17 protein-coding genes are annotated in these 15,553 nt (G+C 42.1%); 11 read left to right on the forward strand and 6 right to left on the reverse strand.

Annotated features, from left to right (window positions below):
- Positions 1–44 precede the first annotated feature (44 nt).
- The 5 genes from rpaB to SOI84_RS05500 all read left to right on the forward strand — a co-directional run bounded on the left by rpaB (position 45) and on the right by SOI84_RS05500 (position 4,797).
- The gene (gene rpaB, locus SOI84_RS05480; protein ID WP_320673566.1) at positions 45–791 is read left to right on the forward strand and encodes a response regulator transcription factor RpaB; all 747 of its coding nucleotides are present in this window, start codon (positions 45–47) and stop codon (positions 789–791) included.
- Positions 772–2,133: a phosphate acyltransferase PlsX gene (gene plsX, locus SOI84_RS05485; RefSeq protein ID WP_320675370.1), complete on the forward strand. Its 1,362-nt coding sequence runs from the start codon at positions 772–774 to the stop codon at positions 2,131–2,133. Before rpaB ends, plsX begins: the two co-directional genes overlap by 20 nt.
- 40 nt (positions 2,134–2,173) lie before the next feature.
- Positions 2,174–3,193: a beta-ketoacyl-ACP synthase III gene (locus SOI84_RS05490; RefSeq protein ID WP_320673567.1), complete on the forward strand. Its 1,020-nt coding sequence runs from the start codon at positions 2,174–2,176 to the stop codon at positions 3,191–3,193.
- A 26-nt stretch (positions 3,194–3,219) separates the two neighbouring features.
- The gene (gene fabD / locus SOI84_RS05495; protein WP_320673568.1) at positions 3,220–4,116 is read left to right on the forward strand and encodes an ACP S-malonyltransferase; all 897 of its coding nucleotides are present in this window, start codon (positions 3,220–3,222) and stop codon (positions 4,114–4,116) included.
- Positions 4,117–4,191: 75 nt separating this feature from the next.
- The gene (locus SOI84_RS05500; protein WP_320673569.1) at positions 4,192–4,797 is read left to right on the forward strand and encodes a lysophospholipid acyltransferase family protein; all 606 of its coding nucleotides are present in this window, start codon (positions 4,192–4,194) and stop codon (positions 4,795–4,797) included.
- A gap of 5 nt (positions 4,798–4,802) precedes the next feature.
- On the opposite strand, the gene SOI84_RS05505 is transcribed toward SOI84_RS05500, so the two are convergent.
- From SOI84_RS05505 to SOI84_RS05515, 3 genes are read right to left on the reverse strand one after another with little or no spacing between them, the layout of a single operon-like run.
- Complete coding sequence (locus SOI84_RS05505; protein WP_320673571.1) at positions 4,803–5,390, reverse strand: YdcF family protein; 588 nt, start codon at positions 5,388–5,390, stop codon at positions 4,803–4,805.
- The gene (gene tsaB / locus SOI84_RS05510) at positions 5,390–6,067 is read right to left on the reverse strand and encodes a tRNA (adenosine(37)-N6)-threonylcarbamoyltransferase complex dimerization subunit type 1 TsaB (protein ID WP_320673572.1); all 678 of its coding nucleotides are present in this window, start codon (positions 6,065–6,067) and stop codon (positions 5,390–5,392) included. The genes SOI84_RS05505 and tsaB overlap by 1 nt, the downstream gene beginning before the upstream one ends.
- Entirely contained in the window at positions 6,064–6,315 is a 252-nt protein-coding gene (locus SOI84_RS05515) for a Ycf34 family protein (RefSeq protein ID WP_320673573.1), read from the reverse strand. Before SOI84_RS05515 ends, tsaB begins: the two co-directional genes overlap by 4 nt.
- Here SOI84_RS05515 and SOI84_RS05520 point away from each other — a divergent pair.
- Together SOI84_RS05520 and SOI84_RS05525 are read left to right on the forward strand one after the other, a co-directional pair.
- Positions 6,314–7,552 carry a CCA tRNA nucleotidyltransferase gene (locus SOI84_RS05520; protein WP_320673574.1) on the forward strand — a complete coding sequence of 413 codons (1,239 nt, stop codon included), beginning with the start codon at positions 6,314–6,316 and terminating at the stop codon, positions 7,550–7,552. The genes SOI84_RS05515 and SOI84_RS05520 overlap by 2 nt on opposite strands.
- Positions 7,553–7,624: 72 nt before the next feature.
- Positions 7,625–8,059, forward strand: a complete 435-nt coding sequence (locus SOI84_RS05525) for an RNA-binding protein (protein WP_320673575.1) — start codon at positions 7,625–7,627, stop codon at positions 8,057–8,059.
- A gap of 50 nt (positions 8,060–8,109) precedes the next feature.
- On the opposite strand, the gene SOI84_RS05530 is transcribed toward SOI84_RS05525, so the two are convergent.
- Together SOI84_RS05530 and pds are read right to left on the reverse strand one after the other, a co-directional pair.
- A complete protein-coding gene (locus SOI84_RS05530) occupies positions 8,110–9,045 on the reverse strand; it encodes a phytoene synthase (protein ID WP_320673576.1) in 936 nt (311 codons plus the stop codon).
- Positions 9,046–9,087: 42 nt separating this feature from the next.
- Positions 9,088–10,470 (reverse strand): 15-cis-phytoene desaturase, encoded by a 1,383-nt coding sequence (pds, locus tag SOI84_RS05535; RefSeq protein WP_320673577.1) that lies wholly within the window; start codon positions 10,468–10,470, stop codon positions 9,088–9,090.
- A 110-nt stretch (positions 10,471–10,580) separates the two neighbouring features.
- On the opposite strand from pds, the gene SOI84_RS05540 reads away from it, so the two are divergent.
- On the forward strand, positions 10,581–10,928 hold the full coding sequence (locus tag SOI84_RS05540) for an NAD(P)H-quinone oxidoreductase subunit M (RefSeq protein ID WP_320673578.1): 348 nt from the start codon (positions 10,581–10,583) through the stop codon (positions 10,926–10,928).
- Positions 10,925–11,572 (forward strand): DUF3172 domain-containing protein, encoded by a 648-nt coding sequence (locus SOI84_RS05545; protein WP_320673579.1) that lies wholly within the window; start codon positions 10,925–10,927, stop codon positions 11,570–11,572. The genes SOI84_RS05540 and SOI84_RS05545 overlap by 4 nt, the downstream gene beginning before the upstream one ends.
- Positions 11,573–11,578: 6 nt before the next feature.
- Here SOI84_RS05545 and SOI84_RS05550 read toward each other — a convergent pair whose 3' ends face one another.
- A complete protein-coding gene (locus SOI84_RS05550; RefSeq protein WP_320673580.1) occupies positions 11,579–12,550 on the reverse strand; it encodes a LysR family transcriptional regulator in 972 nt (323 codons plus the stop codon).
- 133 nt (positions 12,551–12,683) lie between these two features.
- Here SOI84_RS05550 and SOI84_RS05555 point away from each other — a divergent pair, with 133 nt between their 5' ends.
- The gene (locus SOI84_RS05555; protein ID WP_320675372.1) at positions 12,684–13,385 is read left to right on the forward strand and encodes an NnrU family protein; all 702 of its coding nucleotides are present in this window, start codon (positions 12,684–12,686) and stop codon (positions 13,383–13,385) included.
- A 34-nt stretch (positions 13,386–13,419) separates the two neighbouring features.
- The gene (locus SOI84_RS05560) at positions 13,420–15,438 is read left to right on the forward strand and encodes an NAD(P)H-quinone oxidoreductase subunit 5 (RefSeq protein ID WP_320673581.1); all 2,019 of its coding nucleotides are present in this window, start codon (positions 13,420–13,422) and stop codon (positions 15,436–15,438) included.
- Positions 15,439–15,553 lie beyond the last annotated feature (115 nt).

A 15,553-nucleotide genomic window follows, 5' to 3' on the forward strand; every position in this document is an offset into this window, starting at 1 on the left:
GGGGATTTATCTAGGTTCCAACCTCACTAACACAAAAGAGAGTTTTGACGGTATCAAGTCCATCAAAAGAAACGATACTCGTGGTCGATGATGAGGCCAGCATTAGACGAATACTGGAAACTCGTCTGTCGATGATCGGATACCAAGTCGTAACTGCCAGCGACGGTAAAGAAGCTCTAGAACTTTTTCGAAATAACGAACCAGACCTCGTAGTTCTTGATGTCATGATGCCGAAATTAGACGGCTACGGCGTCATTCAAGAGATAAGGAAAGAATCAGATGTGCCTGTTGTCATGTTGACAGCCCTTGGTGATGTTGCCGACAAAATCACGGGCCTTGAGCTAGGCGCAGATGACTACGTAGTGAAACCATTCAGCCCTAAAGAACTTGAAGCTAGAATTAGATGTGTACTTCGGCGGGTTGATAAGGAAGGCATTGCAGGCATCCCAAATTCAGGTGTCATACAAGTCACAAATCTCCGAATAGATACCAACAAACGTCAAGTCTTTCGAGCAGATGAGAGAATTCGTCTGACAGGTATGGAGTTCAGTCTTCTTGAACTCCTAGTCAGCCGATCAGGCGAACCATTCAGTCGAGGTGAAATCCTTAAAGAGGTCTGGGGTTATACACCAGAGCGACATGTGGATACTCGCGTTGTAGATGTCCACATTTCTAGACTGCGGTCAAAGCTCGAGGATGACCCAGCCAACCCAGAGCTTATTCTTACAGCCAGAGGAACAGGCTACTTATTCCAGCGCATTGTCGACTCCCTTGCTTCCGAAGGACCCTGATATAAATCCTGTCCCTGAATCCAGGGTGAGGTCTAGCCGTCCACGTGCAATAAGGCGGCTGGTTATTTGGTATCGCAGAAATGCAGCAGTAACAACAATTGTAGATACCGCGACAAACTCAGCCTCTGCAGCTGGAAATGTTGCAGGTACGGTTGTTTCAAGTGCTAGCTCTGTTGTCACAAATGCTGGTTCGATGGCTGGAAATATGCTGCAGCCACTCGTCTTCGATCCATTAAGAAGGCTGCAAAGTTCTGAAAGTGAGCTTGGCCAAACCCAGCTAAGCAACAAAGATTATCTGTGGATCGCCGTAGATGGCATGGGTGGAGATAATGCCCCTGGCCCTATTCTTGAAGGTTGCATAGAGGCACTCGAACGTCTGCCAATAAAGATCAAATTCGTTGGCGAATCCGACAAAATTGAAAAAGCTACGCAAGCTTTAGGCTTAAAGGATATTTTTGAAGAAGCAAAGACATCCGGACGCATCGAAGTAATAGCTAGCGGTCCTTCAGTAGGAATGAATGAAGAAGCAACTGTTGTTAGAAAGAAGCGTGACGCAAGCATCAACATTGCGATGGATCTAGTCAAGAAAGGAGAGGCCACGGCTATGTATTCGGCAGGCAACTCGGGGGCATTAATGGCATCGGCTATTTTCCGTCTAGGACGGCTTAAGGGAATTGATAGGCCTGCAATAGGAGCTCTATTTCCCACAAAAGATCCTGGCCAACCAGTACTAGTACTTGATGTGGGTGCAAACATGGATTGCAAACCCACCTATCTTCATCAATTCGCTTTACTTGGGAATATCTACTCACGAGATGTTCTCCAAACTAAAATCCCTAGAGTTGGATTATTAAATATTGGTGAGGAAGAATGTAAAGGTAATGATCTTTCCCTACGTACACATGAACTCCTAACTCAAGAAACACGCCTTAGCTTTGCAGGAAATTGCGAAGGAAGAGATGTTCTTTCAGGAGATTTCGACGTTGTTGTTTGTGATGGTTTCACAGGAAATGTGCTGCTCAAATTTTTAGAATCAGTTGGGAGTGTTCTTCTTGATGTTCTTCGAGCAGAATTACCGCGAGGTAGGCGTGGCAAAGTTGGTTCCGCCTTCCTGCGAAGTAATTTAAAAAGAATCAAAAAAAGATTAGATCATGCTGAGCATGGAGGGGCATTGCTCCTAGGGGTAAATGGTATATGTGTCATAGGTCACGGGAGTAGCAAAGCTTTATCTGTTGTAAGTGCGCTTCGGCTAGCCCACTCAGCAGCTAGTCACGGGGTAATGGATGATTTAGCTGAACTACAAAAAACCCAACCGAGTGTGTCTAGGACTATGAAGGTCTAACCTCGTTGACTGACTTTCAAAACCTAGGACTGTTTACTCCTTGCTTGAACCCTCTAGAAACGTGCCCGGAATAGCTTTAGTTGGTTCAGGGAGCGCTGTACCTTCACAAACTCTTAGCAATGAAGAATTAGGGCTAAGAGTCGAAACCAATGACTCTTGGATAAGAGAAAGGACTGGTATCGCTAATCGTCAAATCATTGGTAAAGATGAAACTCTTACAAGCCTTTGTTGTAAAGCTGGATCACTGGCAATCCAAATGGCGGGCTGGGAACCTGAAAGCGTTGATTTAATTATTCTTGCCACCTCAACTCCGGATGATTTGTTTGGAACTGGACCGGAAATTCAGGGAAAACTAGGCGCAACCAATGCTGTTGCCTTTGATTTAACAGCTGCCTGCAGTGGCTTTCTATTTGCCTTAGTTACTGCAGCACAATTCATTAAAAATGGAGATATGAATCGTGCAATTGTTATAGGCGCAGATCAACTAAGTAGTTGGATTGATTGGGATGACAGGAGAAGTTGCATATTATTTGGAGATGGTGCAGGGGCAGTTGCTTTAGAAAAAACAAGTTACGAAAAAAATGGGCTATTGAGTTTCAAGCTAAAGTCAGACGGAAGAAAAAGAAATTGCCTCAATTTAAAACAATCAACTGACCACCTATCTCTAGTAAAAGATAAAAGTCATCAAAAAGGAAGTTACTTACCAATTCAAATGAATGGTCAGGAAGTTTATAAATTTGCGGTCAAAGAAGTTCCTGCAATCTTAGATTTACTCTTAAAATCCTCCAATATTGAATCAAGTTCAATTGATTGGCTGCTACTGCATCAGGCAAATCAAAGAATTCTTGATTCGGTTGCAGATCGTTTCTCAATACCACATGAAAAAGTACTTTCTAATCTTTCAGAATATGGCAATACTTCGGCTGCGACTATCCCATTAATGCTTGATGAGGCTGTAAGAGATGGCCGAATAAACACTAACAACCTAATTGCAACAAGTGGTTTTGGAGCTGGCCTTAGCTGGGGTGCCGCCTTGCTCCGCTGGCAAGGTCCCTCCTAGGCTTATTTGCTCTTTCCAATCATTCGATGACTATTGCTTGGGTGTTCCCTGGACAAGGATCACAAAAAATCGGAATGGCTGATCATATTCTCAGTCTTGAAGGTGCTACAGAAAGATTTGGGCTGGCATCAAAAATAATCGGCAGAGACTTATTAGAAATCTGTAAAGGTTCTAAAAGCTCTGAGGATAGTCTTTTCAGCCTAAATGACACCAGAAACACCCAACCAGCCCTATTTGTTATTGAATCTATCCTTGTAGATGATTTGCACCGTCAAGGGCGACAAGCATCCTTAATGGCAGGACATAGCTTAGGTGAACTTGTCGCGCTCTATGCATCTCATGTTTTCAATGCAGAAACCGCATTAAAGCTCCTTTATCGACGATCGGAATTAATGGCTTCAGCCGGAGGGGGCGCCATGACCGCAGTTTTAGGGTTTGACCGCAAACAACTAGAAGACTTAGTAAACACAACTGAGGGGGTAGTTATCGCTAATGACAACAGTGAGTCCCAGATTGTCTTATCAGGAAGCCCAGAAGCTGTGTCATCAGTTAGCGAAAGACTAACTTGCAAAAGAACAATTCCGCTCTCTGTTTCTGGAGCATTTCATTCTCCTTATATGAAAGAAGCCGCTGATATATTTGCTCAAGAACTCGATAAAGTCGCTTTCAACAATGCAAGTGTGCCAGTTCTAAGCAATTCAGACCCAACCCCAACTACTGATTCAGCATTGCTGAAGCAACGTTTAAAGCAGCAAATGACAACCGGAGTTCGTTGGAGAGAAAGCATGGAAATTATGCAACAAGAAAATATCAATACAATTGTCGAAATTGGCCCTGGAAATGTTTTAAGCGGTCTTGCCAAACGGTCAATGAAAGGAATGATATCAACACAAATCTCAAATGCAAATGATTTAGGACATTAACCATTGCTAAACCTCATCTTACATCCAAACAAAACTTCTAAAAAATCACACAAAATAAAGCCAAGTATTATATACTTGGCTATTAGTTATTTGTTGGTATATCCGATTTTTCGGGGTTTATTTCGAGGGAAAATATCAGGCCTAGAAAAAGTACCGCTGAAAGGCTCTTTAGTTGTCGTAGCTAATCATGGGTCACATCTTGATCCTCCAATTCTTGGGCATGCTTTAGGGCGGCCTATTGCATTTATGGCAAAAGCTGAACTATTCAAGATTCCTTTATTGGGAAAGATTATCAAAGCCTGTGGTGCTTACCCTGTAAAAAGAGGCGGAAGTGACCGTGATGCGATCCGTATGGCAACAAAAATGCTATTAGAAGGTTGGGCAACTGGGATTTTTCTTGATGGAACAAGACAAGCCAATGGACGCATAAATCAACCTATGGCAGGAGCTGCTTTACTCGCCGCAAGAAGTCAATCTAAATTGCTACCTGTTGCAATAGCTAATTCACACAAAGTACTACCTAAAGGCAGGCTTTTACCAAGACTAATCCCTATTTACATAAGGGTTGGTGATCCAATTAAGCCACCTAAATCAAGAAAAAAATCAGATCTAGAAGCAACAACATTAAAACTAAAAGATCAAATAAACTCCCTTTTAGATAAGCAGATTATAAATGAATAAATTACTCAAGCTGCACTAAATAGTTGAGGCCATTTTAATGTTAGCAATGCCTTCATATCTTTACCAGTTAAGATCCAAACAAAAGATCGAACAAGATCAAAAGCTTTCTTCTGCCACTTCTCCTCTATACACAAAGAATTACAAGGAACAGATAATCCCGTCAGATGAATTCCTCTGCTTCCAGCAACCATCCAACCAACTAACATCGCTCTTGATAAATGATCTTCACTTGTTATTAGCAAGACATGACTAATACCGTCAATTAGAAATTCATCTACCAAAGAAGTGAAATTTCCAAGAGTATCTTGAGCTCGATAATCAAGTTTTACTAATTCTGGAGGCAAACCTGCACTCCTAATCAACCAATCAGCATGCTCTGGATTACTGCCTCCACTAACTACTAATGGCAATTTCAATTCATTTGCAAGACGAACTCCGACATGCTCTCTATCCACGTCACCACCAAGGACCAAGATCAGCTGTGGGGGATCTAAATTGAAAATAGCAGTTCGATATGATCTCAAAAAACTTATTTCAAAAAGACCATAAACTAATCCGCTAAAAACTAATACCCTCAAAGAGAAACGTAACACTAAGAATTATCCACAGGAGAAGTAGGGTAAATGGGCAGAACATCAACCCAGTTTCCATCTTTACTGGTCAAATGGGCTTCTAAAGATAATTCTAGAAGATGTTGAACATCAGTCTCTACATCCTCCTCAACATCAACTGAAGGTTCCAACTTGGCATCACACGCTAACAATTTTGGAACCTCTAGTTCCATTGCCTTTCTAACGGAATTCTCCTTGGAATGAGATATCAATTGATAGCAACCTGCAACAATTCCTCTTCTATTTAATTGTTGAGTAATCCAAAAAGGTTTATCCATGAACTTTGGATCTAATTTTTCTGAAAGTCGTGTAGCCATTAACGCAAAACTACTGATCCCATCTAAAGGGCAAGCAATTTGCTGAGCCAAGGTTCTTGCCATAACAATAGTCAAACGCGTACCAGTAAATCCACCTGGACCTGTTGCGACAGCTAATCGAGCGAGTTGCTTCCAGTTTTCATAAGGACAAACCTCATTGATACAACTCAATAGACTATTCGAGAGATCTCTTCCTAATGGAAAGGTCCTCTTTTTCAATTTCAAAGGAGTTTCTCTTAAATCCATGCAAGCAACTCCCAAAGTCTCAGTCGAACTATGCAAAGCCAACACAATGTTTCTGTTCTTCTTTATAAACAAGGGTTTTTCTAAAACTGTTTTCATCTAGGAATGTCCTGCCCAGGTCTTAAACGTTGCCATTTGCCCGAGTCTTCTAGGAAACTTCCACAAGAACGAACATCCCATTCAACACCAGTAACACCCTCAGAAATTTCAATCACACTGACATGGATATATGGGTCAATGGGCTTCAGGTCGGGACTCTCAGTGAGATGATCCACTCCATGCTGTCTCTCAACTGCGTGATAGGCATAGCAGCGGTCAACCCAGCGGCAGTCAACACAAATGCACATGTCTAGTCCTCTTCAGGCAAAAGTCATACTTGAAGGCGATCGAAATATTCTGGCGCATAAGCTATTCAAAAGAATTAATCCCCATAAATGGCCCATCTCAATTGAAAATCTACCAAGTGAAGCTGTCTTAGTTGGCGGTGCTATTCGAGATAGTGTCCTAGGGAAATCGCAAGAAAAACCAGATCTAGATCTTATCGTCCCAAAGAATGCATCTGTATTAGCCAGAGAGTTTGCAATAAAACAAAAAGGAACCTTTGTGCTCTTAGATGCATCAAGAGATATCGCAAGAGTAATCATTAAGAACTGGACTCTGGATTTTGCCGCCCAAATGAGTTCTAGTTTAGAAAAGGATCTTTGGAGACGTGACTACAGGATCAATGCTATTGCTCTATCTCTTTGTGATGAGCCAAGGCTCATAGACCCAACTGGAGGATTAGAGGATTTGGCACACAAGAAGATTGTGGCAGTAAATGAACAAAACCTTATCGAAGATCCCTTGCGTTTAATTCGCGGATTGCGACTAATAGCAGAGTTAAACCTAACCCTCGAAGATCAAACAAAAACATGGATGCACAAAAACCATGCACACCTTGAAAAGGCTGCTCCCGAAAGAATTAGCTCAGAGATTGACAAACTTATCAAAGCAGAATTTTTCGATAAGATTGTCCCCTTAATTCAAGAGCTTGAACTCCTAAAGAAATGGCAAGAACCTCAAAAAATTATCAAGGCAGAAAGCTTATCCAATGATCGTTGCAAAGCGCTTACTGTCCAAGAAAAGGCCAGAGCACTTCCATTAGCTCGTTTAACCAGCCTGTTGAGCGATAAAGGCCTACAACTACTTAGATTCAGTCGCGTGCAGCAAGAACGTTGCAAAAGACTTCGTTATTGGAAACAAAAAAATACAGACTACGCGTTTAAAAATCTCAATGAAAATGAACTACTGAAACTGCATGAACAACTAGAAAAAGACTTACCTGCCTTAATAATTGAACTTTCTTTTACGGAACAAACAACCTGGTTAAAACGCTGGCGCAATGAAAAAGATCCCCTATTCCACCCCTCATCTCCTATCGACGGGAATACGCTTCAGGACTGCCTTGGAGTGCCTTCAGGGCCTTTGCTAGGAGAGTTAATACATCACCTAACTCTTGAAAAAGCTTTCGGAAGATTAGAGAATCAACAAGATGCTCTTCTCTCCGCACGTTACTGGTTGAAACACAAACAGACCTTGTTGTGATTAACTAATTGGACATGAATTCAACATGCCGATCAGTTTGATCCCCAATTTTCTTCTATCTCCTCCCCTTTCATGAGTGTTCGCCTCTACATCGGCAACTTGCCGCAAAACTTCGATAACAAAGAACTAGAAGCCTTGCTGGCAAGTGTTGCTGAAGGTATTCGCTTCAAAGCTGTCCTCGACAAAGAAACCGGTAACTGCAGAGGTTTTGGCTTTGCCAATATTGATGACAAAAAAGTCGCGAACACACTGATAGATCAGTTAAATGGCCGCGAATTTAATGGCAATAACCTACGAGTTGAACGATCCGAACGCCGTGATTCAAATAATGGGAATGCACGCCGAGGTGGCGGAAACTCTAACAACAATTCTCAAGGAGGGAATCGCAAAGGAGCCAAAAAAATCGTGCATAGCGATGCACCTAACCCAGAAGCGCCAGATCCTCGCTGGGCAGGAGAGCTATCTAAACTAAAAGAGTTGCTCGACAACCAAAAAACAGCTGTCTAAAAATAATACTTAGGGTTCATTTTCTTAAAGAATTCTAAGTATCTTATTGCTTACCGTGACTGAGAAATTGCATAGGCAATTGGTAGATTAAACAGTTTTACCCAATTGCTTACATAAGCACGATTATTAAATACATCATAATCAAGTTTTTCAATAGAATCTAATATCCCTCTATAGAGCCTAAGTGATGTCCAAACTGGCCATCGAGCGTCGCCAGAAAGCCATCTAACGCCGGATTCCGAAAGCGCGAACCATTCACGGGCTCGCTCTAACTGGAATGCCATCAAGGACCTCCAATTATCATTTACTCTGCCTTGCATAAGATCTTCTTCTGAATAATTAAATCTCACTAGATCTTCTTGAGGAAGATAAATTCTGCCACGTCCTCTATCTTCACCAACATCTCGAAGAATATTTGTCAGTTGATTGGCTATGCCTAAAGCAACAGCTGCATCTGAAGGGTCTGGAGCAGAGCTCCATGGGGCAGATGTATAGGCTGAATCTAAGCCCATAACACCCTGTGTCATCAATCCAACTGTTCCAGCAACCCTATAACAATACAGCTTTAAATCATCAAATGTTTCGTAACGATGAAGATTTAAATCCATCCTTTGCCCTTCAATCATATCCAAATAAGGCTGAATATCCATTGGAAATTTTTCAAGCATATCCACCATAACTGCATCAAATTCATTATTAATCTTTCCCTTAAAAACTTCTCTAGTTCGCTCCTCCCAATTATCTAATCGATCAGACAATTGATTAATAGGAAGCTTCATTGCCTCTGGGCTATCCATTAACTCATCGGTACGTCTACACCAAACATAAATAGCCCATATAGCTTTTCTTTTAATAGGTGGAAGTAATAATGTCCCTAAATAAAAAGTTTTTGCCCACTTTGCAGTCTCCTCTCTACAGACCTCATAGGCCGAGTCGAGATTAATAGTCTCTAAATTATTCAAACTTTTAGAGTCTGAATTAGTCATCTTTCATAATCTAATAATGCGAAAGAAAAGCAGCTCATAGATTTACACCTCTGACTGAGTGCGATGTACTTCATTAGCACACAATTTACCGCTAAGAACTGCACCTTCCATAGAAGCTAAGTAGCGCTGCATGGTGTAATCACCCGTTAGAAAGAAATTAGATATCGGAGTCCTCTGGCTCGGCCTAAATTGCTGGCATCCAGGAACTGCTTTATAGACAGACAAAGGAGTCTTTACTACCTTATATTTTCTTAAACTTGCCTTATTTTCTCCAGTAAGATGCATAGGGAAAAGGCTTTCAAGCTCTTTCATAGTAACCTCAATTATATCTTCATCACTTCTGCCAATCCAGTCTTTTGCAGGTGCAAAAACCAACTCCAACATTGATTTATCCGGATCGGCATACTCCTTACAAGTAATACTCATGTCTGCATATACACTCAACAATTTTGATCTACTAAAAAGCAAATGATCAATATCTGTAAGCTTCCTGTCAAACCACAAATGTATGTTTATTACTGGGACCCCACGAAGTCCATCAAGACCTTGGAAGATGTCTAGAGTCTTCCAACGCTCTGGCAATAATAATTTAAAAGGATCTACTGGCAGTGCACTTACATATGCATCTGCGTAAATGTTTTCACGGCCTCTTTTATCAGCTGTAGTTATACAAAAACTATCAACAGTTCCATCATCTTTAAGAACAATCTTTTGAAGGGCCCTATTTAAATAGACCTCGCCACCTTTAGCTTCAATATGATTAACAATTGGTTGGCACAACCTTTCAGGTGGTGCTCCATCTAAAAATGCCATTTTCGAACCATTTTTCTCTTGGAGAAATCTATTAAGCGCAGTAAGTAAAACAGTAGATGAAATTTCATCAGGTCCAATAAAGTTAAGCGCCTTACTCATTGCAATAAAGACTTCTTCATTCACTCTTTCAGGGATATTGTGCAGCTTCAGCCAATCAGTCCAAGAGTATTTATCACACTCTTCGACATACTCTTGGCCTCTTAACATCGCTGGCACCAAACCAATGCCAAAAGCGATTTTTTCAGGCCAACTGAGCATATCGTTATTACTAAGAATAGCTGCTACACCATTGAAAGGTGCTGGTAAATCTGGAAAGTCAAAACGGCTATATGTTCCTGGCTCTTCAGGCTGATTAAAAATCATGGAATGGCTTTTCCACTGAAGCCTTTCCTGAATTCCCAACTCTTCAAACAATTGGAGCATATTTGGATATGCTCCAAAAAATATGTGCAAACCTGTCTCATACCAATCCCCATCTGCATCCTTCCAAGCAGCAACTTTGCCGCCAAGAACATCTCTTGCTTCAAAAACGATCGGAGTGTGGCCTGCATCAGCAAGATATTTGGCACAAGAGAGGCCAGCCAGACCTGCTCCTGCTACTACAACCTTCATACTCAAAAAATAAGGTCAAGAACAACATTAAAAGGGTCAGACCCCCTTTTGCTACGTAGAGTTCTATAAAGTCAAGGAACGGTCCGACTATTTGACTGGTCTCAAACACTATGACCGATACACAACTTAAATGCACTACACGCCATATAAGGCTTTTCACCGCAAGGGTTGAGGAGGACAAGCTAGTGGCTGATCCCAGCCAACTAACTCTAGATCTTGATCCTGATAACGAGTTCATATGGACAGATGAGGTTATTCACAAAGTGCATCAACGCTTCAATGAATTAGTCGAAGAAAACGATGGGAAAGAACTCAGTGAATACAACCTCAGGCGAATTGGCTCAGATCTTGAAGGTACTATTCGCCAACTTCTCCAAGAAGGTCAATTGAGTTACAACCCCGATTGTCGTGTTCTCAACTATTCAATGGGACTACCCAGAACAAGTGAACTGCTGTGACTAGATCTCCCTACAACCGACAATCCCGGAGAGACTTCGGGGAAAGAAGCAGAAAAGGTGGTAACAGATACGGACCTAATGAAAATTTTGGGCGAGTCAACTATGGCCAAAGGTCAAACTATGACTCCTCTTCTGGTGGCAAAGGGGGTGGAGGTGGGTTTTCTATGAATACAGGCACAGTTGCAGTGATTGCAGGAGTACTAGTAGTAGGAATTGGTATAGGCAGCGCAATTACAAGCACCACTCAAGGAGGTCAAGGCAATATTGCTAGTCAACAACAACTGGACATGGCAGTCCCAGATCCTGAGTTTTGTAGACAATGGGGAGCAAGTGCATTTGTAATCGATGTAGAGATGTATACAACACTCAACCCATCAACTAGTTTTGTGACCCAGCCTGCCCTGCAACCAGGTTGCGTAATAAGAAGGGAAAACTGGACAGTTCTACAAAAACAAGGCGCAATAACTAACGAAGACGTAAGAGAATGTAAACAAAGAATGAACACATTCGCTTATATAGGTTCAATCAGAGATAACCCTGTAGTTCGTTGTGTTTACCAAGCAGATATCAATGAAAACAAATTTATTATTAAAGGGGCAGCCGAAGATGCTGTGGGAGTGAATCAAGAGGCAGTGCAATTCTGAACCGTCTTATCTCTTTCCTTCAGCAGAAAAACCTATAGTCTTTCGAAGAGGACTATCTTCACTCGCAAAAAGAGGCAGCACATCCTGCCTAAAAGCCTCTGCAGCACGGGAACGATATCTAGCAGGATGTGTAATTAATTTAAGTTGTCTGGAAACTTTCAGATCTGCCACAACCGGCCTATGAACAGTACCTGCTTCTAACTCACGCTCAATTGATACCACTGGAAGAAATGCTGCTCCCAAGCCTGAATGGACAGCATTTTTAATTGCTTCTAGCGAATTCAACTCCATTTCTATTCGGAGCCGCTGTACATCTAATCCTGATTGTGAGAGTAATTGATCAACCATCTTTCGTGTTGTGGATTGCGCATCAAGGCTTACAAACCCAAGACGATAGAGATCCTCCTTGGTTAATTCACTCAACCTTGCCAAAGGATGCTTTATAGGCAACACAAGTGCCACTTCATCGCTTGCATAGGGAACTACTTGAAGCAACTCATTTAATTCTTGAGGGAGCTCACCCCCAATAATCGCAAGATCAATTTGGCCATTGGCAACACTCCAACCTGTCCTGCGTGTGCTATGCACCTGAAGCTGAACAGCCACCTCTGGAAATTTACTTCTAAATAATCCAATCATCCTTGGCATTAAATAGGTACCTGTTGTCTGGCTTGCACCTACGACTAAAGAACCCCCCTTTAAGTTGTGCAAATCATCTATTGCTCTGCAAGCTTCCTGGCATTGACTCAGAATTCTTTCGCAATAACCCAAAAGAAGCTGTCCAGCCTCAGTGAGCTGAGCTCTACGGCCGCCTCTATCAAATAGAACAACCTCTAGTTGTTTCTCTAAATTCTGAATCTGCAGGCTGACTGCAGGCTGGGTCACATAAAGGCTATCGGCAGCTTTTTTAAAGCTGCCTTCTCGCTCTATGGCTCTTAGAATTCGAAGCTGATCGAGAGTGAAAGGCAGTTCGGCCATGACAGCTGCCAAGCTGGCAGCAACAATAGAAAAAACTCTACGCGGGAATCTAGTAATCCCTATGTTCCCTAACCATTTCAACTAGCAATTGCTACAACTCTCTGCAAATAGCACGCATCACAGCAGTGGTGTAATGGTGCTCCTGATCCTGGGCTTCGCTGTTATTCATAGTGGTGGAGCTGCTTTACGTTCGCGTGCAGAGAAAAGAATCGGAGCAAGGGCATGGCGTTTGATTTTTGCCACTGCAAGTATTCCATCTGCCATTCTTCTAATTGGGTATTTCCTAGCTCATCGTTATGACGGGCTTCGCTTATGGAACCTTCAAGGTCTACCTGGGATGGCAACATCTGTCTGGGTTTTAACTGCCTTAAGCTTTTTCTTTCTCTACCCAGCCACATACAACCTTTTAGAAATTCCCGCATTGCAGAAACCAACTGTCAGGCTTTATGCAACTGGAATAATTCGAATTAGCAGGCATCCTCAGGCTATTGGCCAAATCCTCTGGTGCTTTGCACATTCACTCTGGATTGGCAGTTCATTTATGCTGGTTACTTCTGCTGGTTTGATTGCACATCATCTTTTTGCAATCTGGCATGGTGATCGAAGATTAAAAAACAAGTTCGGTTTAGCATTCGATGAATTAAAAATTAAAACATCCGTAATCCCATTTTTGGCCGTATTGGAGGGTCGTCAGAAATTGGAGCTTCATGAATTTCTCAGGCCTGCACAGCTAGGTATAGGCATTGCAATTGGTTTAATCTGGTGGTCCCATCGTTTCATTTCTCTATCTAGCAATGCATTCATCTCTTCACACCTATCCAAACTGATGGGATGAAATGCCTACACTCGCAGGAGCCTAAAAAGTACGGATGCCCTCGGCTGCAGAATTTGCCTGGTTAATACCTGTACTCCCTCTAATAGGAGCAGTATTTGTAGGCCTGGGATTAATTGGTTTCAATAAATGGGTTAATGACCTTCGAAAGCCCGTTGCAATAACCCTACTTAGCTGCGTAGGTGCCTCAGCAATACTGAGCTATGCGGTTCTTATTGAGCAAATCAATGGAGGACCTGTTGTTGAGCACCTGTTTGTTTGGGCTAGTGCAGGAAGTTTCATCCTTCCAATGGGCTATGTGATCGATCCACTAGGAGCAGTAATGCTCTCACTAGTAACAACAGTGGCTCTATTGGTGATGATCTATTCGCATGGCTATATGGCTCACGACAAGGGCTACGTAAGGTTTTTTACTTATCTTGCACTTTTTAGCAGCTCAATGCTCGGGCTAATTGTCAGTCCAAACCTCCTTGAGGTTTATGTCTTTTGGGAATTAGTAGGAATGTGCTCATACTTACTTGTTGGCTTTTGGTATGACAGAGAAGCTGCAGCTCATGCAGCACAAAAGGCATTTGTGGTGAATAGGGTTGGTGACTTTGGACTATTGCTTGGGATTCTTGGTCTTTTTTGGGCTACTAACAGTTTTGATTTCCAAGGGATAGCTGATGGTCTTGCAAGTGGACTTGCGTCAGGGAGCATTCCTGAATGGGCAGCTTTGACTTTGTGTTTATTGGTATTTATGGGGCCAATGGCAAAGTCTGCGCAATTCCCACTTCATGTTTGGCTACCAGATGCCATGGAAGGACCTACGCCAATTTCTGCCCTGATACATGCAGCAACAATGGTCGCAGCAGGGGTTTTTCTAGTAGCGAGATTAGATCCTCTCTATAGCCAGTTTCCTAGCGTAGGAATGGTTATAGCAATTATTGGAACTATCACATGCTTTCTTGGTGCATCCATAGCCCTAACCCAAATGGATCTTAAAAAAGGCCTGGCATATAGCACTGTTTCACAATTGGGCTACATGATGCTTGCTATGGGTTGTGGAGCTCCAATTGCAGGCATTTTCCATCTGATAACACATGCCTTTTTTAAAGCAATGCTTTTCCTGGGATCAGGTTCGGTAATACATGCGATGGAAGAGGTTGTGGGTCATGAACCAATCCTTGCTCAAGATATGAGACTCATGGGCGGATTAAGAAAAAAAATGCCTATTACTTCAATTACCTTCCTTATTGGTTGTGTGGCAATTAGCGGAATACCTCCACTTGCAGGATTCTGGAGCAAAGATGAAATCCTAGGTCAAGCGTTTAATACTTTTCCATTCCTATGGGCAATAGGCTTCCTGACAGCTGGGATGACTGCTTTTTATATGTTTCGCCTTTATTTTCTTACATTTGAAGGTGATTTCCGTGGTGAGAATAAAAACCTTCAAACCGAATTACTTGCTCTTGCAGGACAAGTCACTGATGGAGATGAAGACGAAAACAATCATTCGCAAGAATCAGGCATTTTGCATGAATCTCCCTGGTCAATGACCTTCCCTTTAGCTGTTCTAGCAGTCCCTTCAGTGCTTATTGGACTACTCGGAACACCCTGGTCAAGCAAATTTGCAAATTTATTAGACCCAGAGGAAGCAATGGAAATTTCAACAAATTTCCATTGGGGGGAGTTTCTTCTTTTAGCAGGAGCATCTATCTCAATCTCAGCTATAGGTATCAGTGTTGCTTTTTCAGCTTATTATCTAAATCGATTAGACCTCAAGAGTTTATTTGTCAATCGCTTCTCCAAGATCAATAGTTTTCTTCAAAATAAATGGTATTTAGATGATATAAATTACAAGATCTTTGTTAAAGGAAGCAGAAAACTAGCAAAAGAAGTACTTGAGGTTGACGCAAAAGTTGTTGATGGCGTGGTTAACCTAACAGGCCTATTAACACTTGGTAGCGGGGAAGGGTTGAAATACTTTGAGACAGGAAGAGCACAATTCTATGCATTGATCGTTTTTGGAGGTGTTATCGCTCTAGTACTACTTTTTGGTGTTCTCGGTGGATAAGAAATTTTCCAGCCTGAGATGCTGTTATGTGTCAACGCCTATAAAGGAGGTGCGAGAGCTTCCAGTATTTCTACACTCCTTGAAGTAAACCGCTTGAAGTGCTGCAGTCTCATTG

The organism is Prochlorococcus sp. MIT 1341, from assembly GCF_034092415.1.
Taxonomy (GTDB): Bacteria; Cyanobacteriota; Cyanobacteriia; order PCC-6307; family Cyanobiaceae; genus AG-363-P08.